This is a genomic window from Bacteroides sp. ET489 (genome assembly GCF_030518095.1).
GTDB classification, from domain to species: domain Bacteria; phylum Bacteroidota; class Bacteroidia; order Bacteroidales; family Bacteroidaceae; genus Bacteroides; species Bacteroides ndongoniae.
In genome coordinates, this window is the sequence record NZ_JAULLJ010000006.1 from 75,312 (window position 1) to 99,169 (window position 23,858).

Below are 23,858 nucleotides of genomic sequence, written 5' to 3' on the forward strand. Positions count from 1 at the left end.
TAATTTTAAGGAATCTTAGAAATCAATCTGCACACCTACAATAAACTGGCGGCTCGACGGATAGTAACTGCGCGAACCGGTACCCCCCGGATTCAGTCCGTTTACCTGATAGGTAGAAGGATCTACACCACTAAATTTAGTGAAAGTCAACAGGTTCTTCCCGGTACCATAAACACGTAATTTCTTCAGGTATTTCCATTGAGGATTGAAGGTATAGCCCAAAGTCAACATATCCAGCTTCACGTAATCGCCGCGCTCCAAGAAATAATCACTTACTACCGGGTTGGCAGTAATCTGTGCATTCTTCTCATAAGCTTTCTTCAGCACGTTACCAATGAAACTCTTGGTGCCATAGTAAAAATCATGGATGTTAAAGATATCATATCCAAAAGCGCCACGGAAGAAAATGGAGAGGTCGAAATTCTTATAACGGAAATTATGAGTCATAGAGCCAGTAAACTTAGGAAGTCCGTTGCCTACAATCTGGCGGTCTTCATCCGTAGCCTGGTCGGCTTTAATCATATCTCCGTCCTTGTCATACACAATCCAGTTGCCCTGTTCATCGATACCGGCATATTTGAACATATAAAAGTTTCCTAAACGCTTCCCTTTCTCAATGCGCTGCAAGTAATGGAAAGGATAGGGATCCTCAGTACCCACTACGTCGTAGAAATCTTGTCCCACATATTCCGAGTTACTGAAATCAACAAACTCATTACCCATGGTCGAACCGACTACTGACACTGAATAATCAAAGTCTTTGGTCTTCACAGCATCCCAAGTAATATCTATTTCCAGACCAGTATTCTTCATTGTACCTACATTGACAAACGTTGTGTCAAACAAGTAGGGCGGAACCGACACTTTGTAATCACCCAACAAGTCTTGCTGACGACGGTTGAAGTAATTGATAGAACCGTACACTCGGTTCTTGAAGAGGGCAAAATCAATACCTATGTTCCAGTTCTTTCCTTTTTCCCATTTCAAATCAGGATTTACGTTCTTTGACGGACCCCATACCTGGAAATAGCGACCATTGTAATAGTAATAACCAAAAGGCGTCATTGTACTCAGTGACTTATAGCTGTCGAATTCTTGGTTTCCTGTTATACCGAAGTCACCGCGCAGCTTCAAATCATTAATCCAGTCAATACCCTTCATAAACGATTCTTCCGAAATACGCCATCCGAGTGAAATGGCCGGGAAGTTACCCCACTTGTTGTTAGCTCCAAACTTTGAAGAGCCTTCATGACGCAGTGAGGCTGTCATCAGATACTTGCCCTTGTAATCGTAACTGATACGGCCAAAGAATGCTATGAGTTTTGAATCATTCTTATAAGAGCCCATTCCCACTTCGCCTTCATCTTTAGCATATTCACCCGAGCCAATATTGTTGAATCCCAAACCATCGTTGGAAAAATCCTTGTTTGAAGCATTCAACCCGGAATATTGCGAATACTGGTAAGAATAACCGGCCATAGCCTTCAGGTTGTGGCCACCGAAAGATGTCTGGTAGTTAGTTATCCACTCCAACACGTGTTGGCGTTCCTTGCTATACGAGCGAGAAGCCTCTCCGTCACGTCCAGCATTTATACACAACGTACTGGTAGAAGGACGGAACCAGCCGTTAAAGTTGTCATATTGGTGATCGGCAAATGTGATTTGTGTGTTCAGCGAATGATTGCCGGTCTTGTCTTTCAGCAACAAAGGCAACAGGTTCAAACGGGCCGTAGCATCCCAGTCAAGCAACTTGGTTTCTCCTTTGTCTTCTTCCAAAGCCATCAGTTCCACAGGATTGTATCCTGCCGTCTGCCCTTGGAAGTTATAATATTTTGAAGGATCTTGAGGGTCACGAATTGGCGTGGTAGGATTGGCCTCAATAGCGTTGCGGAACACATCCCACGCTGCTTGGTCACGATAAGCGATACGTGGAGCGATGTTAACAGTAAACGTAAACAAGCCATCAGCCGTTGTATGGTTTAAAGAAGCACGTGCACCATATTCTTCACGCCCTGAACGAAGGTCGATACCGCGTGCATCGCGATAATCTGCACTTACACGATAGGAGGTACGGTCGTTTCCGCCACTTAAAGTCAGCGTATGCTGCATGCTAAATCCTGTCTGGCTTACGGCATCCAGCCAATCATCGTTACCCCCTAAATCATAACCTACCGATGAATCAGAACGCAAGTCGCGGTATTCTTGTGCAGTAAGCATATCCAGTTCTTTCTTCATCACATCGAACGAGAATGTGCCGGTATAAGATGTATGTATGCTGCCGTCCTTGCTACCTTTCTTAGTCGTAATCAGGATAACACCGTTGGAACCCCGTGTTCCATAAATAGCCGAAGCCGCGCCGTCTTTCAATATATCGAAACTGGCAATGTCATTTGGATTAAGATTTGTAAGATTACCTCCAGGCACACCGTCAATTACAATCAACGGGCCCAAACCTGCCGCACGCGACGAAACGCCACGTATCTGAATACTGGCTTGGTTGTTGGGGTCGCCCGCACCGGTATTGGTAATAGACACTCCGGGCACTTTGCCTTGAATCATCATGGTAGGGTCAATACTGCTCACGGCAAGAAAATCTTTTTGAGAAACGTGCGAAATGGCTGAAGTCAGTTCTTTCTTATCCATCGTACCATAGCCAATAACCACCACTTCGGCCAACATCTCAGTGTCTTCACCCAAGGCAATTTTCAACTCTGTACGCCCATTCACCGGCACTTCAACAGTTTTGTAACCAATGTAGGACACTATCAGCACATCATTTTTGCCTACTCCCTCGAGCACAAACTGCCCGTCTAAATCAGTAATGCAACCTTTTGTTGTAGATTTAACTTGGATGTTTACTCCAGGAAGTGTTTCTTGAGTAGCTGCGTCTGTCACTACTCCCTTTACGCTTAATTGCTGCGCCCACGCAGTTTGAGCCAGTCCTCCAAGCACAAACAACAAGCATAATAAAAAACCCAGTTTACGGAATTTTCTTCTCATAGCTTTACATTTTAAAGTTAAACAATGTGGTTCATTTGTTTACATGCAAAGGTAGATAAGATGTCTTCCAAGAGCAACTAATTAAGGTCATTTTAATACTACTTCTTACATTGCGCCACTATAAATCAGCTAAATACAAAATATTAAATCAACATAAAATTAAGATTCCCGAGGTTTACAAATACGCAAAATATGATTGTCAAATTCATCTTTTGAAACGAGCGATTTAGCTTTTACCTTAGCTTTGTAGACATAAATCGTATTTTGTGAAATATTCAGGTATTTGGCCACCAATGCCGTGTCGGCAATACCCAACCGCATTAAGGCAAAGATACGTACTTCGGTGGGCAACATGCCACTATCGGTCAGACAAGCCTGATATTCCTCTGGAAAGAGTTTGTTATATTCCTCCAAGAAAGTAGGAAACAGTTTCAAGAAGGCGGCATCAAACGATGAAGACATACGCTCACGCTCCTGCCTGATATTGATTCCGTTAATGATAGACAGCAAATCATCATACTGTTTGGCTTTCAGTTTACGTTTCAACTGCTTACACTTCTCCTCTACATCATTCACAAAGGATGAATCACCATACAACGACTGAACGATATAACTGTCTTTTATCTCATTAGCCTCTTGCAGCTGCATATTGATGACAGACAACTGCCGATTGACCGCATCACGTTCACAGGCCTTCCGCTCGACTTCATTCCTTGCCTCGCACAAGCTACGATTCTTTTTCTTCAAAATGACATACAAAACGGCTAACAACAGCAAAGTAAGCAAAACAAAAGCGCCGAAGGCAAATAGGAAATTCCGCTGGCGGCTCATCTGTTCGTAACGGCGGCTTTCTATCAGCGGCAATATGGAGTTGATTTCCATTTTACGAATACGCGTGTTATAGAAGTTGGCATCACTCTGTGCCCTATGCACATAGCGTGTCGCACGGTCAATGTCGCCTGCCTCGTACATATAAGAGGCAAGCGTCTTGCCGGCGGAAGTCTCACGCGTATTAGAGCGAATGTCATTAATGGCAGAAAGCGCCATGTAATAGGTGGCTTCGGCTCTCCGCCCCAACTTGTCGCACATTTCACCTATCATGAAACATTGCACTGCCTGATCGTGTAGCGACAACGAATACTTACCCAGCAACTGTTTCCGCCTCTCAATCATAGAAGCCGGCGGAAGGAACTCCACCGAAAGCATGTCTTTCGTGTAAGTCCTCCGGTATACGTCAGCGTTCATAGCGACACTTGCCAGCACTTGATCACGAGCCTGTTCACGCAAAGACTCGTAATGTTGCCAAAGGCTGTCGTTATCTACCGAAAAATCACGCATATTCTGATATAAATATAGGCATTGCGAATAATAATGCTCCAACATTTGGGGACTCAAGCCTTCCACCGAAAAACTTCTATTCATCTCGTCGGCCTCTTTGTAAAACCCTACTGCCGTATAACAAAACATCAGGCTGCTCTTGGCCAACGCTATCGACTCCGGCTGCTGCAACTTCTCTGCCATCCACAAAGAACGCACAGCGTACACGTAAGCCGAATCGTATTGATAATGTTTGTATTCTTCAAACAGCTCGTTACATAAAGCAAAAGTGTGTTGGTCATCAGCCGACTGATGCAACAGGCTCTTCAATGAAACCAGTTTTTCTTCCTTCTTTTGCGTATATGCATCACACTGGCTCATCTCGTAATCCAACACATTCAATATCGAATCAATATTCAACCCCGTAACATCCGCTTGTGCCCTACTGGCAAACGACATTCCAACCAGAACTAATAAGGCAAAACAATAATTTAACCAGAATCTTGAAACCATTTCTTCCTTAATAAACATAAAGAACAAACTCACAAGGTGATACACAGAAGACTACCTCACCTCGCCAACTTGTCTACTGAAACAAAATTACGTTGTCCACTCCTACTTAGAACACACTCCACGCCACCGTCAGCCCGGCCATTACGATGGCCACCATTGACATCAGCTTGATAAGTATGTTCAGACTCGGACCTGACGTATCCTTGAAGGGGTCACCTACGGTGTCGCCCACCACGGTGGCCTTGTGCACCTCGCTGCCCTTGCCGCCAAAGTTGCCTTCTTCCACGTATTTCTTGGCATTGTCCCAGGCTCCTCCCGAGTTTGCCATGAAGATAGCCAGCACGAAACCGCTGCTCAATCCTCCTATCAGCAATCCCAGCACACCCGGCACACCAAACACAATACCCGTCAGGATGGGTGCCACAATGGCAATGAGTGACGGCACCACCATCTCGCGTTGTGCCCCCTTGGTCGAGATAGAGACACAGCGTGCATAGTCGGGCTCCGTCTCACCCGTCAGGATGCCCTTGATTTCGCGGAACTGCCGCCGCACCTCATCTACCATGTGCGCCGCCGCGCGTCCCACGGCATTCATCGTCAGTCCGCAGAACAGGAAGGCCATCATGGAGCCGATGAACATGCCCGAAAGCACCTTGGGATTCATCAGCGTCACGTCATAGTGGTGCATGAAGTCAAAGAATGTAGCATCCTGCAAAGGCACCGTCGTGCCGCCCACATTGATTTCCGTCGTGCCCAGGCGAGTCAGCCCGATGCGTATTTCCTCCACATACGACGCCAGCAGAGCCAGTCCCGTCAAGGCTGCCGAACCGATGGCAAATCCCTTGCCCGTGGCCGCCGTCGTGTTGCCCAGCGAGTCGAGTGCATCGGTACGCTTGCGCACCTCGGCACCCAGCCCCGACATTTCAGCATTGCCGCCCGCATTGTCGGCAATGGGTCCGTAAGCATCGGTAGCCAACGTTATGCCCAGCGTAGACAGCATACCCACAGCGGCAATGCCGATGCCATACAGTCCCAGGCCTACATTGTTGAAGTCAAAACCCGAAGCAAACAGGTACGAGGCAATGATGCCCACCACCACGGCGATAACCGGCACTGCCGTAGAAAGCATGCCCAGCCCGATGCCCGAGATGATGACCGTGGCCGGTCCCGTCTTTCCGCTCTCGCTCAGCCGCCGCGTGGGCTTATAGGATTGGGAAGTATAGTATTCGGTAGAGCGGCCAATGACGATGCCCGCCAGCAAGCCTACCACCACCGAGCAGGAAATCCACATCCAGTTGTCCAGCTTCAGCAGCCACAGGATGAAGAACGTGACCACAACGATAAGCACCGAACTGAGGTTGGTGCCGAAGCCCAACGCGCCCAGCAGGTCCTTCATGCCGGCATTCTCCTTGGTGCGGACCGCATAGATGCCGATGATGGACAGCACAATGCCCACCGCCGCAATCAGCATGGGCGCAATGACCGCCTTGTACTGCATCAGCGTATCGCCGCTGTGTATAAAGGCTGCCGCACCCAGCGCCGCCGTAGCCAGAATAGAACCGCAATAACTCTCATAAAGGTCAGCCCCCATGCCGGCCACGTCGCCCACATTGTCACCCACGTTGTCGGCAATGGTAGCCGGGTTTCGCGGGTCATCCTCGGGGATGCCGGCCTCCACCTTACCCACGAGGTCGGCGCCCACGTCGGCCGCCTTCGTGTAGATGCCGCCGCCCACACGGGCAAAGAGGGCCTGCGTCGAGGCACCCATCCCGAAGGTGAGCATCGTAGTGGTGATGACACAGAGTTTGTGGGTGGGCGTCAGCGCGTCGGCAGGAATCACGGCGTTCAGCAGCAGGTACCAGAAGGAGATGTCCAGCAGACCCAGGCCGACCACCACCAGCCCCATCACCGCACCGCTGCGGAAGGCGATGCGCAGGCCGCCGTTCAGCGAGCCGCGGGCGGCATTGGCCGTGCGGGCCGAGGCATACGTGGCCGTCTTCATGCCCAGGAAGCCCGAAAGGCCCGAGAAGAAGCCGCCCGTCAGGAAGGCCACCGGCACCCACGAGTTCTGCACACCGAAGCCGTAGGCCATGATGGAGAACAGGATGACCAGCGCCAGAAACACCAGTCCCACAATCTTGTACTGCTGTTTCAGGTAGGACATGGCGCCCTTGCGCACAGCCGCCGCAATCTTAATCATTTGAGGAGTACCTTCGCTCTCCTTCATCATCTGACGATGGAAATACCAGGCAAAGCCAAGGGCCAGCACGGAAGCTACCGGTACGACCCAGAATAGAAGTTGATCCATAGCATTCTTTATGTTTTGAGGTTTGACAAAATAGAATGCGCTAAATATATGGAATTGAGACGGAATAAGCAAATTTGTTTACCACTATTCTCATCGCTATGGCAACCAATCAAATGCTAAAAAAACAAAAAGGCACCGTTTCCTTACGGGCAAGAAAGGCATTTGCCTATCTTTGCTCCACACAAATGAAAAAAGATAACCGCATATACAAGGTTGCAACGTGGATCATCATCCTGCTTTTCGCCATGCTGCAACCCCTCGGACAGTATGAATCGCTGCCCGATGACGTGACTTCGTTCGACAACTGCGAAATGCAGTTCCGCCAGCAAGGCTCGACCTGCATCGACGAAGACACCACTCCCTATGCCCCTTCGGCAACAAGGCTGCGCCACCAGACGACGTCGGTTTCCGGCCCGTCAGTCATCCAGCGCCACGTTTCATCCCTGTCGGCCTGTTCCGGCCGGAAAACCTTGTGCACACCCTCGGCCGACTATATCCGCCGCCGTTCCACGCTGTGCATCTATCGGCTTTAGACACAAGTTCCATCCTACAGCTTTTATTTTATCAACCGGACGGGCCTTTATCCTATCCCAAAGGCTCGCGTCCGCATGTTTCACTTAATACTCATTTTATGGGACTTGTACTTTTATACCTTATTCTTGCCCTTTCCGTATCTTTTCTCTGCTCCGTCATGGAGGCAGTGCTGTTGTCTACCCCCATGTCCTTCATCACCATGAAGGAACAGTCCGGCGCCAAGTCGGCCACCCTGCTCAAGCGGCTGAAGCAGGACATTGACAAACCCATCGCCGCTATTCTGTCACTGAACACCATCGCCCACACCGTAGGTGCGGCGGGTGTCGGAGCCGAAGCCGTGAAAGTATTCGGCGAAGCTTATTTCGGCATCATCTCTGCCGTGCTGACCATCCTCATCCTTGTCCTCTCCGAGATTATCCCGAAGAGTGTGGGTGCCAACTATTGGCGTTCGCTGGCTGTGCCTTCGGCCCGTATCATCTGGGGTATGATTCTGATCTCCTATCCGTTGGTGTGGCTGTCCGAACTGATCACCCGTCTGGTGGCACCGTCGAAGCACGAGGCTTCGGTGAGCCGCGAAGAGGTGTCGGCCATGGTGTCTATCGGTGCCGAGGAAGGCGTGTTCCAGAAGGACGAAAACCGAATGATACAGAACCTGATCAAGCTGGACAACGTAACGGCCCGCGACGTGATGACGCCTCGTGTAGTAGTGGCCGCTGCACCCGAGGACACCACACTGAAGGACTTCTACCGCAGCAAGCAGTTCTGCAACTATTCGCGCATCCCCGTCTTCCACAACAACGAAGACAACATCACGGGCTACGTGCTGCGGCAAGTCGTATTGGAGCGCCTGGCCGAAGACAAGTTCGACATGAAGCTGTCCGACATTGTACGCCCCATCCTGACCTTCCCCAAAAGCACTTCGGTCTCGAAAATCTGGGAAAAAATGCTTGAGAAGAAAGAGCACATCTCCATCATCATCGACGAATATGGCTGTCTGCGGGGTATCGTCACCATGGAAGACATCATCGAAACAGCCCTCGGTTTCGAGATTGTGGACGAGCGCGACGCCGTGACCGACATGCAGAAGCTGGCACGCGACCGCTGGCAGAAACGGAAGGCAGAACAGGGTTCCACCTTCTAAAAGCGTGTACCGGAAGCGGTGAATCTTCCCCCCTCGCAGAAGCACTCCAAACCAGTCTGGGAGGCATACAAGTACGGCTCGTGAGAGACACTTGTGTTGCTCGTGAGCCGTGCAAGTGTGGCTCGCGAGCCGTGCAAGTGTCCCACACGAGCCGCACAAGTGTGGTTCACAGGGGGTATTTGCGTCACTCTACGGTCACTGCCGTACCGGCTGCCGTCACCATCAGCATGGAGCCGCTGCCGCCCACAGTCTCGTAGTCCAAGTCGACGCCTATCACGGCATTGGCCCCCAAGGCACGAGCCTGCTCTTCCATCTCGCGCAAGGCAGTTTCCTTGGCTTCGCGCAGCACTTCTTCATAAGAGCTGCTGCGTCCGCCCACAATGTCGCGGATACCGGCAAAAAAGTCACGGAACACATTGGCACCGATAATGGTCTCGCCCGACACGATGCCGTAGTAGCGGGTAATTCTCCCGCCGTCAATCATAGAAGTGGTTGTAAGTAACATATCTGTCTCGTCATTTAAAAGTTATTTGCTCTTATTAAACGCAACCGATGGAGGAAAAGTTGCAGGAGGGAGAGAAAAAGATGGAAAAATCAAAGAAAAGGGTCGGACAGATAATATAAACCGCAGAGAATACGGATTTAAATTGCAATCCGTGTCCTCTGCGGCTTTATGGTTCCGATTGACGGCTTTAAATATCAGAACATCCTGCTCACGCGCTCCACACCGGCTACCAGCGCATCAATTTCTTCCTTCGTATTATACAAGGCGAAGGAAGCACGGACAGTGCCCTCGATGCCAAGCCGTTGCATCAGCGGCTGGGCGCAATGATGTCCCGTGCGCACGGCAATGCCAAGGCGGTCGAGCAGCGTACCCATATCGAAGTGATGGATGTTACCCACAAGGAAGGAGATAACACTGCCCTTTTCGGGAGCTTCGCCGAAGATACGCATGCCGGGTATTTCCTTCAGGCGACGGGTGGCATACTCGGTCAGTTCGTGCTCGTAGGCTGCAATGCGGTCCATACCGAGGGCAGAAACGTAGTCCAGTGCCTTAGCCAAGCCTGTAGTGCCGATGTAGTCGGGCGTACCGGCCTCGAACTTAAAAGGCAGTTCGTTGAACGTGGTGCGCTCGAACGAAACGTGCTGAATCATCTCGCCACCACCCTGATAGGGAGGCAGCTTGTCGAGCCAGTCTTCCTTTCCATAAAGCACGCCAACGCCTGTAGGTCCATAGACTTTGTGTCCGGAAAAAACGTAGAAATCGGCATCGAGTGCCTGCACGTCCACCGGCATGTGGGGGATGCTCTGCGCACCGTCCACCAGCACGGGGACGCCGTGGGCATGAGCCGTGGCTATCATTTCGCGCACAGGGTTCACCGTGCCTAATACATTGCTGACGTGAGCCACACAGACAATCCGGGTACGTGGAGTGAAGAGCCGTTCGTATTCGTCCAGCAGCAGTTCGCCACGGTCGTTCATGGGAATCACGCGGAGGACAATGCCCTTACGCATCTGTAGCAGTTGCCAGGGGACGATGTTGCTGTGATGCTCCATGGTGGAAACAATCACCTCGTCGCCCTCCTTCAGGAAAGCTTCGCCAAAGCTGGAAGCCAGCAGGTTGATGCTTTCGGTAGTGCCGCGGGTGAAGACTATCTCGTTGGTGCTGCGGGCGTTGATGAAACGGCGCACCGTCTCGCGGCTGGCTTCATGAAGTTCAGTAGCCTGCTGCGACAGGAAATGTACCCCGCGGTGCACGTTGGCATTGACGCTGTAATACTCGTCGGTGATGGCATCGACTACGCAGCGCGGCTTCTGGGTTGTGGCGCCGTTGTCCAGATAGACCAACGGTTTGCCATAGACGGTGCGGCTAAGGATGGGGAAGTCTTGCCTCACCCCCATCCCCTCTCCCAAGGAGAGGGGGGAAGAAAACATTTGTGAGTTATTCTGTTCAGACATATCTTTCATCTATTATTCGTTTATTTGCTCCATCCTTTTTCTTCAAAAAGAATGTAACTTTCAGCCTCTTCCTATACTTTCGCATTCGGTCACTCCTCCCCTCTCCTGGAGAGAGGGGCTGAGGGTGAGGCTCCCTACTTGCAGATGGCACACCCCTGACACTTGTTCAGCTCGCCGCGGAAGCGCTTCTCAACCAACAGGTGCAGGCGGTCGCGCAAGGCGTCGAGGCGGATGGTGTCTATCACTTCGTTGACGAAAGCAAACATCAGCAACAGACGGGCTTCGTGCATCGGAATACCACGCTGACGCATATAGAACAAGGCTGCGTCGTCCAGCTGACCGACTGTCGCACCGTGACTACACTTCACGTCGTCGGCATAGATTTCCAGTTGCGGCTGCGTGTACATACGGGCCTCGCGAGTGGCGCAAAGGTTACGGTTGGTCTGCTGCGAACTGGTATGTTGCGCACCGGGACGAACCAATACCAGTCCGGCAAAAGCACCCGTAGCCTGATCGTCGAGCACATACTTGAAAAGCTCGTTCGACGTACAGCGGGGCACGGCATGGTCGATGACGGTGTGAGTATCGACATGCTGGTTCTTGTCAGCAATGGCCATGCCGCAGAGGTTGATCTCGGCATTCTCGCCAGCCAAAGTCACGTTGACAGTATTGCGTGTGGTACCGCCTGTCAGCGTCATGCCGTTCAGCAAGACATTACTTCCGCTGTCCTGACGGACGTACATGCTGCTGACACGCACGGTGCTGGTATGTGTTTCCTCCAGCTCGTAGAGGTCGAGTACGGCATTCTGTCCCACAAAGACTTCCACCACTTGTGTAGCCAGGAAGTTAACTGCATCCATTGCATGATCGCATACCAGTAGACGAGCCTGCGCACCGTCTTCCAACACAATCAGCACACGACGGTTCACCATCAGATTGACGTCGCTGCGCAGGATATTGACCAACTGAATGGGGCGTTCTACCACTACGTTCTTAGGCACATAAAGCAGCACACCGTCTTGCGTCAAAGCCGTGTTGAGGGCAGTCACTCCGTCCTTGGAGGTATCGGCCAGCTTGCCGTAGTATTTCTTCACCAGTTCGGGATGCTCCGCTGCCAGCTGACGTAAGCTGCCGAAAAGCACGCCTTCGGGCAAATGCGACTTGGGCAATGACTTGCTATAAAAAGTATCGTTCACAACAAAATAGAGCGAAGTGCTCATGTTGGGCACGTCGCACTTGAACACGTCGTACGGATTGACTGGTATGTCGAGCTGCTTCAGGTTGAGCCCGTAGTCGGGTTCGAACAGTTTGCTGACATCGGTGTACTTGTATTTCTCGTCCTTGCGGGTGGGGAAGCCCAGACGCTCGAAATCGGCAAACGCCGCTGCACGGGGGGCATTCATCACCTCGCAACTGTGCTGGCATATCATGGCCTCGCACTGCGAGAACAGGTCTATGTATTGTTGTTCGGGTCTCATAATCTCAATGAAGAATTATGAATGAAGAATGAAGAATGAAGAATTTACCTCCAATCCATAAGCGAAAAACAGCAATTCTTCATTCTTCATTCTTCATTCTTCATTTAACTGCTCTTTCTTTATCCAGTCGAAGCCGCGGTTCTCGATTTCTGTTGCCAGTTCGGGGCCACCGGTCTTCACGATGCGGCCGTTCAGAAGGACGTGTACCACATCAGGCTTCAGATAGTCCAACAGACGCTGGTAGTGCGTGATGATCATGGCCGAGGTCTGCGGCGTGCGCAGCTTGTTGAAGCCCTCGGCCACAATACGCAACGCATCCACATCAAGGCCAGAATCTGTCTCGTCGAGGATGGCAAAGGTCGGCTCCAACATGGCCATCTGGAAGATTTCGTTGCGCTTCTTTTCACCGCCGCTGAAACCCTCGTTCACCGAACGGTTGGCCAACTTGCTGTCCAGTTCGACGATGGCACGCTTCTCGCGCATCAGTTTCAGGAACTCGCTTGCCGAAAGGGCAGGCAGATGGCGGTACTTGCGCTGCTCGTTGACGGCAGTACGCATAAAGTTCACCATCGATACACCGGGAATCTCGACCGGCGTCTGGAAGGAAAGGAAGATACCCTCGTGGGCACGGTCTTCGGGCGAAAGGGCCAGCAGGTCCTTTCCGTTGAAAGTAATGGAGCCACGTGTCACTTCGTAAGCAGGATGGCCTACAAGAACGTTGCTCAGCGTACTCTTTCCGGCACCGTTCTGCCCCATAAGGGCGTGTACCTCACCGTCGCGGATGGTAAGGTTGATGCCTTTCAATATCTCTTTGCCATTGATGCTGGCATGAAGGTCTTTTATCTCTAACATAACTTATGTAATTAAGAATGAAGAATGAAGAACGAAGAATTACTTTTTCCTCATCCCGACTTCCTCATTCAATTTGATTCTTAATTCTGCATTGTTCGTTCATCATTTATCCCACACTGCCTTCCAGCGAGATGCTCAGCAGTTTCTGAGCCTCGACGGCAAACTCCATAGGCAACTTGTTGAGCACTTCCTTGGCATAACCATTGACGATAAGCCCCACGGCGTCTTCGCTCGAAATGCCGCGCTGGTTGCAATAGAATATCTGGTCTTCACTGATTTTGCTGGTGGTAGCTTCGTGTTCTACTACCGCTGTTTCGTTGTGAATGTCCATGTAGGGGAAAGTATGTGCACCGCACTTGTCGCCCAGCAGCAACGAGTCGCACTGGCTGTAGTTACGGGCATTGTCAGCCTTGGGGCTGACACGAACCAAACCACGGTATGAATTCTCGCTCCGTCCGGCCGAAATACCCTTGCTGACAATAGTCGAACGGGTATTCTTACCGATGTGTATCATCTTCGTACCTGTATCGGCCTGCTGGTAGTTATTGGTCACGGCTACGCTGTAGAACTCGGCCACGGAATTGTCGCCTGCCAGGATGCACGAAGGATACTTCCAGGTTATAGCACTACCCGTCTCGACCTGCGTCCACGACAGTTTACTGTTCACACCCTTACAGATGCCGCGTTTGGTGACAAAGTTATAAACACCACCCTTGCCTTCGGCATCGCCGGGATACCAGTTCTGCACAGTGCTGTACTTCACCTCGGCACGGTCGTGTACCACAATCTCCACGATGGCGGCATGAAGCTGGTTCTCGTCACGCATCGGAGCCGTACAACCTTCCAGATAGGAAACGTAAGCATCGTCATCGGCCACAATCAGTGTACGTTCAAACTGCCCTGTACCTTGCGCATTGATGCGGAAGTAGGTGGACAGCTCCATGGGGCAACGCACACCTTTGGGGATGTAAACAAACGATCCGTCGGAGAAAACAGCGGAGTTAAGCGCAGCAAAGAAATTGTCGCGGTAAGGAACAACCGAGCCCAAGTACTTCTGCACCAGATCAGGATGTTCGCGGATGGCTTCACTCATCGAGCAAAAGATGATGCCTTTCTCCATCAGTGTTTCCTTGAAAGTAGTCTTTACAGAGACGGAGTCCATCACGGCATCCACGGCCATGCCACTCAGTGCCATCTGCTCCTCCAAGGGAATACCCAGTTTATTGAAGGTTTTGATCAGTTCAGGATCCACTTCGTCCATACTCTTGGGGCCTTCCTTCTTCTTAGTCGGGTCGGCATAGTAAGAGATGGACTGATAGTCAATCTCGGGAATGCGGAGGTGAGCCCATGTGGGCATCTCCAGTGTCAGCCAGTGGCGGTAAGCCTTCAGGCGGAACTCCAGCATCCAGTCGGGCTCACCCTTCTTTTGGGAGATAAGACGGATAACGTCTTCGTTCAAGCCCTTCTCGATGACATCGGTATGCACGTCGGTGGTGAAGCCATATTTGTACTTCTCCTGCGTGAGTTCCTTGACATATTTATTGGGTTCTTCTTGCATCACAATATAAAATCAATGAATTATTTATGAATCACTATACTATAAGTCAACCGAAAGTTTGTCCAAATCACCGTTTACAAATTCTTCTGCAACTGTTTTTGCCACAGGAAAGAAGATGCCGGCAAACGATTCCATGGGATAATATAACACCGATTCTTTCTTTTTTGTTTTATCAATCAGTGAATTATCGGAATCGATGAATTCGAGTACACCAATCAGCAGACTGACCAGCAGAAGATACTTCAATGCGCCAAGCCCCGAGCCCAGCCAACGGTTCACCCAACCCAAGGAAACAGCCTCCATGGCTTTAGTCAGCAAAGCGGCTATCAGCGTAAAAGCCAAAGGTACCGCAATCCAGATCAGGACAAAAGCCAGTATTTGTGCAAACGTCATGGAATCGGTCAGGGCAGGACATAGCTTTTCGGCCACCGAAGCATACAGGGCTTTAGCAGCCAATAGTCCCACAATCAGTCCAAGCAGAGATGCCAGCTGTTTTATAAAACCTTTGATAAATCCCAGCACTGCCCCGATACCTACAATAACAAGTATGATGATATCAATCGTTGTCATGCTTCTCTCTATTTGCAAGGCTATGGCCAAAAGTATTCTTCTGTTTCGGCATTACCTTATTTATTATATAAACTTCAGCCGCAGGCAACACCGACAACGCAGATTTCACTTTCCCTTGCGGTATGACAACACGAATCATTCGTGCAGCACAAAATCTATGTCATCCGCGTTAGCTGCGGCTGAAGAATCAACTATTCAAATTACAATGTCTGCTTTACTTCTACTTCTTCATAGGTTTCGATGATATCGCCCACCTTGATGTCGTTGCAGTTGGTCAAGCTGATACCACACTCGAAGTTAGTACCTACTTCCTTCACATCGTCCTTGAAGCGTTTCAGTGCATTGATGTTTCCGCTAAAGATTACAATACCATCGCGAATAAGGCGTGCCTTGTCGGTTCGTTTCACCTTTCCGGTCTTCACCATGGCACCAGCTACCATACCAACCTTGCTGATGTTGAATACTTCGCGTACTTCGATGGTTGCAGTTACCTGTTCCTTCACAGTCGGAGCAAGCATACCTTCCATAGCAGACTTCACTTCCTCAATAGCGTCGTAGATCACAGAATACTTGCGGATATCTACACCTTCCTGCTCGGCCAACTTGGCTGCCGAGTTAGACGGACGTACCTGGAAGCCGACAATAATAGCATCGGAAGCGGCGGCCAGCGAAACATCGGATTCGGAAATCTGTCCCACACCCTTGTGAATAACGTTAACCTGAATCTGCTCGGTAGACAGCTTGATAAGAGAGTCGCTCAAAGCTTCGACAGATCCGTCCACGTCGCCCTTCACAATAATGTTCAGTTCGTGGAAGTCGCCCAAAGCCAAACGACGTCCTACTTCGTCCAGTGTCAGCATCTTCTGTGTACGCAATCCCTGTTCGCGCTGCAACTGTTCACGTTTGTTGGCAATTTCGCGTGCTTCCTGTTCGGTTTCAATTACGTGGAACGTATCACCTGCAGCCGGCGCACCGTTCAGGCCCAGGATCAGAGCGGGTTCAGCCGGACCGGCTTCTTTCATACGCTGGTTACGTTCGTTGAACATGGCTTTCACCTTACCATAGTTGGTTCCGGCCAACACGATATCACCCACTTTCAAGGTACCGTTCGAAACGAGCACTGTTGCCACATAACCGCGACCTTTATCAAGTGAAGACTCAATGATAGAACCTGTTGCCTTCCGATTAGGATTAGCCTTCAGATCAAGCATTTCGGCTTCAAGCAATACTTTTTCAAGCAATTCGGGAACACCAATACCCTTCTTTGCCGATATATCCTGTGACTGATATTTACCACCCCATTCTTCAACGAGAAAGTTCATACTTGCCAATTCTTCCTTAATCTTATCGGGGTTGGCAGTCGGTTTATCAATCTTGTTGATGGCAAAAACAATGGGCACACCGGCAGCCATGGCATGATTGATAGCTTCTTTGGTCTGCGGCATCACATTGTCGTCGGCTGCCACGATGATGATAACAACGTCTGTTACCTTGGCACCACGGGCACGCATGGCAGTAAAGGCTTCGTGACCTGGTGTATCGAGGAATGTAATCCGGCGTCCGTCTTCCAGCTTCACATTGTATGCACCGATGTGCTGCGTGATACCACCCGCCTCACCGGCAATAACGTTAGCCTTACGGATATAGTCGAGCAACGATGTCTTACCATGGTCTACGTGACCCATCACAGTAACAATCGGGGCACGAGGCTGCAAGTCTTCTTCTGCATCAGCTTCTTCGACAATGGCCTGAGCCACTTCGGCACTGACATACTCGGTCTTAAAGCCAAACTCCTCGGCTACCAGGTTGATAGTCTCGGCATCGAGACGCTGATTGATAGATACCATAATACCGATGCTCATGCAAGTTCCGATTACCTGTGTCACAGGTACGTCCATCATGCTTGCCAATTCGTTAGCTGTTACGAACTCCGTCAGCTTCAGTACTTTGCTATCGGCCATTTCCTGATTTTCGAGTTCGTGCATACGGTCGGCCGCCTGTTCACGTTTCTCTTTACGATACTTGGCTCCCTTACTCTTACCCTTGGCTGTAAGACGTGCCAACGTTTCTTTTACTTGCTTAGCAACATCTTCTTCGCTTACCTCCTGTTTTACTACAGGCTTCTTGAAGCGATCCTTATTCTTCTTTCCGCTACCTGGCTGTCCGGGCACTCCCGCCATCGGGTTACCACCTTTCTGACGGTCGTTTCCTCCACGCTGGAAGTTGGAAGCATTATTGATATCTACTTTTTCCTTATTGATGCGCACGCGTTTCTTCTTGCCGCCCAAGTCTCCATCGTTGATGTCCTTCATCTTGCTGTCTTCCCGACGGATTTCCTTAATGATGGCTTCTTTCATCTGCTTGCGCTGATCCATGCGCTGCTTTTCCTTCTCTTCACGCTCGCGTTTCTTTTCTTCCTTCGATTTCTTCTTGGGGCGTGTAGACTGGTTCAAAGCAGCCAGGTCGATTTGGCCTATGACATTGATTTTCGAAACGAACTCCGGCTGGCGAATCTTGAAGATTTCCTCCTCGCCCGATTTCTTCGTTTCTTCCGTATGCTCAGCTTCAGGTTCTGCTCCATCTGCCTCGTCCGATGCAGACGCATTTTCCTGAAGAGGTTCTTCTGCTGGTTCGGCTTGCTGACTGGCAGACACTACGTCTTCCTGACTGTCGGCAGCTGCGGCATCCTGTACCAAGGTCTGCTCGGGCTGCGAAGAAACAACCTGTGCCTGCGGCTCGGGCTGTGACTCTTCTACTTGTTTATCGGATTCATCAGCCGTTACAGTTGTCTCCTGTTCAGCCTGTACATTGGTGGCCACTTCTTCTACTTTCTCTATTGTTTCCACGTTTTTTTCCTCGGTACTCTTCTCCATTTGCGTATTATGTACTTCTTCCTCTTTCTCCACTACCGGACGACGGTTCAGCTTGTCAAGGTCGATCTTACCTACTGGCTTGAACTTCGGGCGTATATCTTCCGGAATCACAGTTCTGATTTCTTCTGACTTCGTTTTCTCCTGAGTTTCCGTTTCGTATCCGTCGATCGATACAGAAGCCTTATTACGCTCCTTGTTCTGACGCACCTGGCTGAAACGTTCAGACTTCATCTTGAGATCCTTGTCTGTACTGAACTCTTTCTTGAGCATTTCGAACTGTTCATCCGTAATCTTCGTGTTAGGATTTGCCTCCACGGTAAACCCTTTCTTTTGCAGGAATTCGACAGCCGTCGTAATTCCTACATTCAAATCTCTTGTTACTTTATTTAACCTAATCGTCATACTTTAATTTTAATGAATAATAGTGGAGAAAGAAGTGGGGTAAGTCATGCTGTTCGCCCGGACTTACTCATTGTTGTCGTCTTCAAACTCCTGTTTCAAAATACGTAATACATCGTCCACCGTTTCTTCTTCCAAATCGGTCTTTTCGATCAGCATTTCACGGGGCGCGTTGAGCACTGCCTTGGCAGTATCTATACCGATAGACTTGATGGCGTCTATCACCCATCCGTCTATTTCGTCGCGGAACTCGTCGAGATAGATATCTTCGTCCTCAACGGCACTGTCATCCAGTTCACGGAAGACGTCGATGGTGTATTCTGTCAACATGCTGGCCAACTTGATGTTCAAACCTCCCTTACCGATGGCCAATGACACTTCTTCGGGTTTCAGGAAGACTTCGGCCTTGCGTTCTTCTTCGTTCAGACGTATGGACGAAATGTGTGCAGGGCTGAGGGCACGTTGGATAAAGAGTTGTATGTTGGATGTATAATTGATCACATCAATGTTCTCGTTACGCAGCTCGCGTACGATACCGTGAATACGGCTTCCCTTCACACCGACGCAGGCTCCTACGGGGTCGATGCGATCGTCGTAGCTTTCTACGGCAATCTTGGCACGTTCGCCGGGAATGCGTGCAATCTTCTTGACGGTGATCAGACCGTCGTTGATCTCGGGCACTTCCATTTCGAGCAAACGTTGCAGGAAGACGGGCGACGTACGGCTCAGAATGATTTTCGGATTGTTGTTCTTGTTGTCCACACGGGCTACCACGGCACGGGCCGTCTCACCTTTACGGTAGAAGTCGCTCGGAATCTGCTCGGTCTTGGGTAACAGCAGTTCGTTTCCTTCGTCGTCGAGCAGCAGGATTTCTTTCTTCCAGATCTGATATACTTCTGCATTGACAATGGTGCCTACCTTGTCGATATACTTGTTGTAAAGGCTGTCCTTTTCAAGTTCCAGTATCTTGGAAGCCAGTGTCTGGCGCAGATTCAGGATGGCACGGCGTCCGAACTTGGCAAAGTTCACTTCGTCGGTCACTTCCTCGCCCACCTCGTACGAAGCATCTATCTTCTGTGCCTCGCTCAGCGAGATTTGCAGGTTGGGGTTCTCCAGGTCTTCGTCGGCCACCACTTCACGGTTACGCCATATTTCGAAGTCACCCTTGTCGGGATTCACGATTACGTCGTAATTCTCGTCGGTACCAAACATCTTTGCAATGACGCTGCGGAACGACTCTTCCAGCACGCTCACCATCGTGGTACGGTCTATATTCTTCAGTTCCTTAAATTCCGAAAATGTGTCTATCAAGCTGACAGTTTCTTCTTTCTTGGCCATAAGTCTTATTTAAAACTGATTAAGTATTTAGTATATTTTATTTCTTCGTATGCAAAGGTCAGGTCTTCGTCTACCATCTTAGGACGTTTGGCACCTTCTTCTTTCACCTTCTTCTGTACAGTCACGATGAAGCGTTGTTCGTCGGCATCCTTCAGCACTCCGTGCAGTTTACGCCCGTCGCAGGTAAGCACTTCGACTTCGCTGCCGATGTGGCAGAGGTATTGTTGCAGCACCTTGAAAGGTTGCCCGATACCTGCCGAGCCTACTTCCAGCTCGTAGTCTTCTTCTTCTCGATTCAGCTTGGACTCAATGTAGCGGCTCAGTTCCACACAGTCTTCAATCCAAACACCGTCTTTGTGGTCTATTTCTACCACGATTTTATCATCCGGGCTGATGGTCACATCGACCAGGAAGTAGTCTTTTCCTTCCAGCCACTCATCAACAATCTGACAAACAGTTTTCTTTTCTATCATAGATTAACTAATAAGAACAAAAAAGAGGAGCTTGATTGCCCCTCCACCTTTCATCCGTTTCCGGTGCAAAGATATAAATAATCTGCTCGCCTGCAAAATATTAGAACGAAAAAATTACGCAACAGAAACAAGCTGTGCGGCGCATAGGGGTTTCTCCTGCACTCAATCATGCGCATTTCAAATTTTTATTTCATATCCGGTAGGTTCTTTCCAAACGTAATATATGGCTTTTCTCCCTATTTAACCTGCCCAAATCTCGGAATTCGCTCAATTTCTTCCTCAAAAGAGGCAATTTAAATGAAATTTCCAACGTAACTTTGCGAAGTTAACTAAAACACATCACGTATCATGAAAACTTTACTCAGAACACTGCTTATTCTGCTTGCAGGAAGTTGCCTCTGCACAAATCCGGCGAAAGCACAAAACAAACAGCTGAAACCACGTCTGGTAGTACTGACCGACATCGCTCCCGCCAATGTGGAGCCCGACGACATGGAGTCGCTCATCCGTCTGCTGGTACATGCCGACTTGTATGAAATTGAAGCCATCATCGCCACCAGCGGATGGAACAGCAGCGGCGGCCCCTACCCCACCAGCTGGATGGACAGCATCAACACCGTTATCGACGCTTACCAGAAAGACTTGCCCAACCTGATGAAACGCTCGGCACAGAGCGGATTCCTGCCCCTGAAAAAAGAGAACCGCCAACAGCAGCTTGGCTATTGGCCCAGCGCCGACTATCTGCGCAGCAGGGTGATGGCGGGCAGCCTGGAACTGGGCAAAGACAAACTGGGAGAAAAGAACAACTCGCGCGGCAGCGACTTCCTGATTCAGCTGGCCGACGAGGACGACGACCGCCCGCTGTGGATTGCCGCCTGGGGTGGAGCCAACACCCTGGCACAAGCCATCTGGAAAGTGCAACGCGAACGGACGGAAGAGCAACTGAAAGCCTTCCTGGACAAACTCTACGTCTACACCATCACCGACCAGGACGTGTCCTGGGGCGACCGCGACAACCACAAGTACAGCTCGCACTACTGGATGCGCCAGACGTGCGGCAAATCGCTGCGTTTCATCTGGGACGAAAGCGCCTGGCTCTCGCAATGCGGACTGGGCAGCAGCCGCTGGGGCGAATACGCCACCCATATACAGGGCCACGGACACCTGGGCCGCATCTACCCCAAGAACAAATACGGTGTAGAAGGTGACACACCCTCCTACCTGCACCTAATGCCCAACGGACTGAACAACCCCGCCGTCTTCAACGAAGCGGGCTGGGGCGGCTACTTCGAGTGGGGACTGAGTCCCGACGGCGAAACCAGCTGCTACACCAACCACCAGCCCGAAGTGAAGAAAATATCGCAGAAGTACGAAAATTACTTCTACCCCGCTATCTTTGCCAACTTCGCCGCCCGCATGGACTGGGTTGCCCAAGGGAAAGGCAACCGCAACCCCGTCGTGATAGTCAACCGACAGAAAGGGCTGGATGCCGTCAGCCTTAAAGCCCGTGCCGGAGAAACCATCCAACTGGATGCCTCGAAATCGTCCGACCCCGACGGCGACCGCCTCAGCTACCACTGGTGGATACTGCCCGAAGCCGGAACCTATGCCGGTACGCCGGAGATAGAGCATGCCGACGCGGCCCGTGCCACCCTCACCGTGCCTGCCGACGCAGCCGGAAAGGCCCTTCACGTCATCTGCGAAGTGACCGACGACGGACAGCCCGCACTGAAGGGCTACCGCAGAGTAATCATAACCGTCAACCCCTAACAACACCCTATAACTCATGAGAAAAAAACTATCCCTCGCCTTTCTTCTGCTGCTCGTTGCGGGCAGCCTGTTGCAGGCAGCACCGCGCCTGCGTGTAGTCATCATGTCCGACTTCCCTCCGGTGGACGTAGTGCCCGGCGGAATGGGATTCGGCGCCCCCGACCGCCGGAGCGACTCGGACGACGTACAGTCGATGGTCCGCTTCCTACTCTACACCAACGAATTCGATGTAGAGGGCCTCATCGCCACTTCGGGCACCTTTGCCAACGTGGCCAACAAACAGAATCTGCTGGATATGCTCTACCTGTACGAAGCCGTACAGCCCAACCTGCAACGGCACGACAACCGCTACCCGACAGCCGACGCCCTGCGCCGGGTGACGTGGCAGGGACGCTCGGGCACGTGGGGTAAAAAGGCTGATGAAATCGTAGGAAAAGATTGCGACAGCGAGGCATCCGAACAGATTATCCGCCTGCTGGAAGAACCCGACGCACGCCCCGTGTGGTTCTGCGTCTGGGGAGGAACAGCCGACCTGGCCCAGGCCCTGTGGAAAATACAGCAGACCCGTCCCCGTGCCGAAGCCGAACGCCTGATGGCCAAAGTACGCGTCTACATGATAGCCCTGCAAGACGGCTCGGGACAATGGCTGCTCGACACATTCCCCCGCCTGTTCACCATCATGTCGCGCCAGAACTACATGGGCATGTTCTGGAACGCCGTAGGCTCCGACCCGTCGGTGGCCGACCTGAAGTGGGTGAACCAGCACATCCGCCGCGGCCACGGACTGCTGGGTATGGCCTACCCCGAAAGCGGCTTCTATCCCGACACGCCCGGTGTGTGGGAAGGCGACTCGCCCTCGTACCTCTACCTCGTAAGCGCCGCCCTAGGCATCAGCGATGCCGAAAAGCCCGACCAGCCCAGCTGGGGAGGCCGGTTCATCCGTCCCGACGCGGACAAGAAGCACTGGTTCGACTCACCCGAAGGCGGAAAGGCCGTCTACCAATGGCGCGCGCAGTTTCAGGCAGACTTCGCCAAGCGTGCCGACTGGATGCTGCCGCCTGCCAAGTAAACTGCTGCGCACTGCATAGCACACAAACATTGCCCGCGAGCAACGCTTGTGTGGCTCATGAGAAACACTTGTGTGGCTCGCGAGCCGTGCAAGTGTCGCTCGCGAGCCACACAAGTGTCCTACAACTACCTGAAAAACAGAGTGCTTTTTCTGGTAAAAACAATGCCTTCCGATATACTTTCCGCATCCGCCTCCTTCGCCATTCAGCTACAAGCCAGCCACATGTTTTTCGTGACCGGAACGACGGGGAAACCGAAAAATGAATTATCTTTGCGAAGAATTATCTCTAAACACATCCAAACCATGACACACCGTCTGAACACCAACAAGCAATTCATGATAGGCAACGGCATTCTGGCCTTCGCCGTCATCCTGGTAGTCGTGATATTCGTCTACATGAGCATGCGCCTGCAACGCGAGAAAGAAGGCGAACGCTACTTTGCCGAAACCTACAACATCACCCTGGTACGCGGATTTGCCGGCGACTCCGTCTCCATCCTGATAAACGACAGCCTGCTCGAACGCCGCACCATCGACACCGAGCCGTTCAGCCTGTCCGTCAAGCGCTTCAGCGAGCAAAGTGCCCTGATGATTGTAGACAATGCTACCGACAAACTCTCCCTGTTCGAACTGAGTGAAAAAGGCGGCGACTACCACTTCGAAAAAGAAGGAGAAGAAGTGAAACTGCTGTCACAGGAGTAAACCG

17 protein-coding genes are annotated in these 23,858 nt (G+C 51.0%); 5 read left to right on the top strand and 12 right to left on the bottom strand.

The window, feature by feature from the left end:
* Window positions 1-15 precede the first annotated feature (15 nt).
* The 3 genes from Q3C19_RS05080 to Q3C19_RS05090 all read right to left on the bottom strand — a co-directional run bounded on the left by Q3C19_RS05080 (window position 16) and on the right by Q3C19_RS05090 (window position 7,138).
* Window positions 16-3,000 (bottom strand): SusC/RagA family TonB-linked outer membrane protein, encoded by a 2,985-nt coding sequence (locus Q3C19_RS05080; RefSeq protein WP_302727630.1) that lies wholly within the window; start codon window positions 2,998-3,000, stop codon window positions 16-18.
* Between the two features lie 159 nt (window positions 3,001-3,159).
* Window positions 3,160-4,776, bottom strand: coding sequence for a DUF6377 domain-containing protein (locus Q3C19_RS05085; RefSeq protein WP_302727632.1), 1,617 nt, complete (start codon window positions 4,774-4,776; stop codon window positions 3,160-3,162).
* A 160-nt stretch (window positions 4,777-4,936) separates the two neighbouring features.
* On the bottom strand, window positions 4,937-7,138 hold the full coding sequence (locus tag Q3C19_RS05090; RefSeq protein WP_302727634.1) for a sodium-translocating pyrophosphatase: 2,202 nt from the start codon (window positions 7,136-7,138) through the stop codon (window positions 4,937-4,939).
* A gap of 113 nt (window positions 7,139-7,251) precedes the next feature.
* On the opposite strand from Q3C19_RS05090, the gene Q3C19_RS05095 reads away from it, so the two are divergent.
* On the top strand, window positions 7,252-7,671 hold the full coding sequence (locus Q3C19_RS05095; RefSeq protein ID WP_302727636.1) for a hypothetical protein: 420 nt from the start codon (window positions 7,252-7,254) through the stop codon (window positions 7,669-7,671).
* A gap of 98 nt (window positions 7,672-7,769) precedes the next feature.
* Window positions 7,770-8,813 (top strand): CNNM domain-containing protein, encoded by a 1,044-nt coding sequence (locus Q3C19_RS05100; protein WP_302727638.1) that lies wholly within the window; start codon window positions 7,770-7,772, stop codon window positions 8,811-8,813.
* 184 nt (window positions 8,814-8,997) lie between these two features.
* On the opposite strand, the gene Q3C19_RS05105 is transcribed toward Q3C19_RS05100, so the two are convergent.
* The 9 genes from Q3C19_RS05105 to rimP all read right to left on the bottom strand — a co-directional run bounded on the left by Q3C19_RS05105 (window position 8,998) and on the right by rimP (window position 20,313).
* A complete protein-coding gene (locus Q3C19_RS05105) occupies window positions 8,998-9,318 on the bottom strand; it encodes a heavy metal-binding domain-containing protein (RefSeq protein ID WP_071148383.1) in 321 nt (106 codons plus the stop codon).
* 194 nt (window positions 9,319-9,512) lie between these two features.
* Window positions 9,513-10,748 carry a cysteine desulfurase gene (locus Q3C19_RS05110; RefSeq protein WP_302727746.1) on the bottom strand — a complete coding sequence of 412 codons (1,236 nt, stop codon included), beginning with the start codon at window positions 10,746-10,748 and terminating at the stop codon, window positions 9,513-9,515.
* A 158-nt stretch (window positions 10,749-10,906) separates the two neighbouring features.
* Window positions 10,907-12,250, bottom strand: a complete 1,344-nt coding sequence (sufD, locus tag Q3C19_RS05115) for a Fe-S cluster assembly protein SufD (protein WP_288909789.1) — start codon at window positions 12,248-12,250, stop codon at window positions 10,907-10,909.
* A gap of 93 nt (window positions 12,251-12,343) precedes the next feature.
* Window positions 12,344-13,102, bottom strand: a complete 759-nt coding sequence (gene sufC / locus Q3C19_RS05120) for a Fe-S cluster assembly ATPase SufC (RefSeq protein WP_302727642.1) — start codon at window positions 13,100-13,102, stop codon at window positions 12,344-12,346.
* A 106-nt stretch (window positions 13,103-13,208) separates the two neighbouring features.
* Window positions 13,209-14,663, bottom strand: coding sequence for a Fe-S cluster assembly protein SufB (gene sufB, locus Q3C19_RS05125; protein ID WP_287640595.1), 1,455 nt, complete (start codon window positions 14,661-14,663; stop codon window positions 13,209-13,211).
* A gap of 36 nt (window positions 14,664-14,699) precedes the next feature.
* Entirely contained in the window at window positions 14,700-15,230 is a 531-nt protein-coding gene (locus Q3C19_RS05130; RefSeq protein ID WP_022161952.1) for a CvpA family protein, read from the bottom strand.
* Between the two features lie 200 nt (window positions 15,231-15,430).
* Window positions 15,431-18,505: a translation initiation factor IF-2 gene (infB, locus tag Q3C19_RS05135; RefSeq protein ID WP_022161953.1), complete on the bottom strand. Its 3,075-nt coding sequence runs from the start codon at window positions 18,503-18,505 to the stop codon at window positions 15,431-15,433.
* 63 nt (window positions 18,506-18,568) lie between these two features.
* Window positions 18,569-19,840, bottom strand: a complete 1,272-nt coding sequence (nusA, locus tag Q3C19_RS05140) for a transcription termination factor NusA (RefSeq protein WP_071148378.1) — start codon at window positions 19,838-19,840, stop codon at window positions 18,569-18,571.
* Between the two features lie 5 nt (window positions 19,841-19,845).
* Window positions 19,846-20,313 (bottom strand): ribosome assembly cofactor RimP, encoded by a 468-nt coding sequence (rimP, locus tag Q3C19_RS05145; RefSeq protein ID WP_277120666.1) that lies wholly within the window; start codon window positions 20,311-20,313, stop codon window positions 19,846-19,848.
* 348 nt (window positions 20,314-20,661) lie between these two features.
* On the opposite strand from rimP, the gene Q3C19_RS05150 reads away from it, so the two are divergent.
* The 3 genes from Q3C19_RS05150 to Q3C19_RS05160 all read left to right on the top strand — a co-directional run bounded on the left by Q3C19_RS05150 (window position 20,662) and on the right by Q3C19_RS05160 (window position 23,854).
* Entirely contained in the window at window positions 20,662-22,083 is a 1,422-nt protein-coding gene (locus tag Q3C19_RS05150; RefSeq protein ID WP_302727646.1) for a DUF1593 domain-containing protein, read from the top strand.
* A gap of 16 nt (window positions 22,084-22,099) precedes the next feature.
* On the top strand, window positions 22,100-23,152 hold the full coding sequence (locus tag Q3C19_RS05155; RefSeq protein ID WP_302727648.1) for a DUF1593 domain-containing protein: 1,053 nt from the start codon (window positions 22,100-22,102) through the stop codon (window positions 23,150-23,152).
* 303 nt (window positions 23,153-23,455) lie between these two features.
* Entirely contained in the window at window positions 23,456-23,854 is a 399-nt protein-coding gene (locus Q3C19_RS05160) for a hypothetical protein (RefSeq protein ID WP_071148374.1), read from the top strand.
* Window positions 23,855-23,858 lie beyond the last annotated feature (4 nt).

Bases quoted from the DNA above. Each gene is read 5' to 3' on its own strand.
- Q3C19_RS05155 (WP_302727648.1), top strand. From the start codon at position 22,100: ATGAGAAAAAAACTATCCCTCGCCTTTCTTCTGCTGCTCGTTGCGGGC.
- Q3C19_RS05160 (WP_071148374.1), top strand. From the start codon at position 23,456: ATGACACACCGTCTGAACACCAACAAGCAATTCATGATAGGCAACGGC.
- Q3C19_RS05110 (WP_302727746.1), bottom strand. From the start codon at position 10,748: ATGTTTTCTTCCCCCCTCTCCTTGGGAGAGGGGATGGGGGTGAGGCAA.
- Q3C19_RS05100 (WP_302727638.1), top strand. From the start codon at position 7,770: ATGGGACTTGTACTTTTATACCTTATTCTTGCCCTTTCCGTATCTTTT.
- sufD (WP_288909789.1), bottom strand. From the start codon at position 12,250: ATGAGACCCGAACAACAATACATAGACCTGTTCTCGCAGTGCGAGGCC.
- Q3C19_RS05085 (WP_302727632.1), bottom strand. From the start codon at position 4,776: ATGTCGTTTGCCAGTAGGGCACAAGCGGATGTTACGGGGTTGAATATT.
- Q3C19_RS05080 (WP_302727630.1), bottom strand. From the start codon at position 3,000: ATGAGAAGAAAATTCCGTAAACTGGGTTTTTTATTATGCTTGTTGTTT.
- infB (WP_022161953.1), bottom strand. From the start codon at position 18,505: ATGACGATTAGGTTAAATAAAGTAACAAGAGATTTGAATGTAGGAATT.
- Q3C19_RS05105 (WP_071148383.1), bottom strand. From the start codon at position 9,318: ATGTTACTTACAACCACTTCTATGATTGACGGCGGGAGAATTACCCGC.
- sufC (WP_302727642.1), bottom strand. From the start codon at position 13,102: ATGTTAGAGATAAAAGACCTTCATGCCAGCATCAATGGCAAAGAGATA.
- rimP (WP_277120666.1), bottom strand. From the start codon at position 20,313: ATGATAGAAAAGAAAACTGTTTGTCAGATTGTTGATGAGTGGCTGGAA.
- nusA (WP_071148378.1), bottom strand. From the start codon at position 19,840: ATGGCCAAGAAAGAAGAAACTGTCAGCTTGATAGACACATTTTCGGAA.
- Q3C19_RS05090 (WP_302727634.1), bottom strand. From the start codon at position 7,138: ATGGATCAACTTCTATTCTGGGTCGTACCGGTAGCTTCCGTGCTGGCC.
- Q3C19_RS05095 (WP_302727636.1), top strand. From the start codon at position 7,252: ATGCTAAAAAAACAAAAAGGCACCGTTTCCTTACGGGCAAGAAAGGCA.
- Q3C19_RS05130 (WP_022161952.1), bottom strand. From the start codon at position 15,230: ATGACAACGATTGATATCATCATACTTGTTATTGTAGGTATCGGGGCA.
- Q3C19_RS05150 (WP_302727646.1), top strand. From the start codon at position 20,662: ATGAAAACTTTACTCAGAACACTGCTTATTCTGCTTGCAGGAAGTTGC.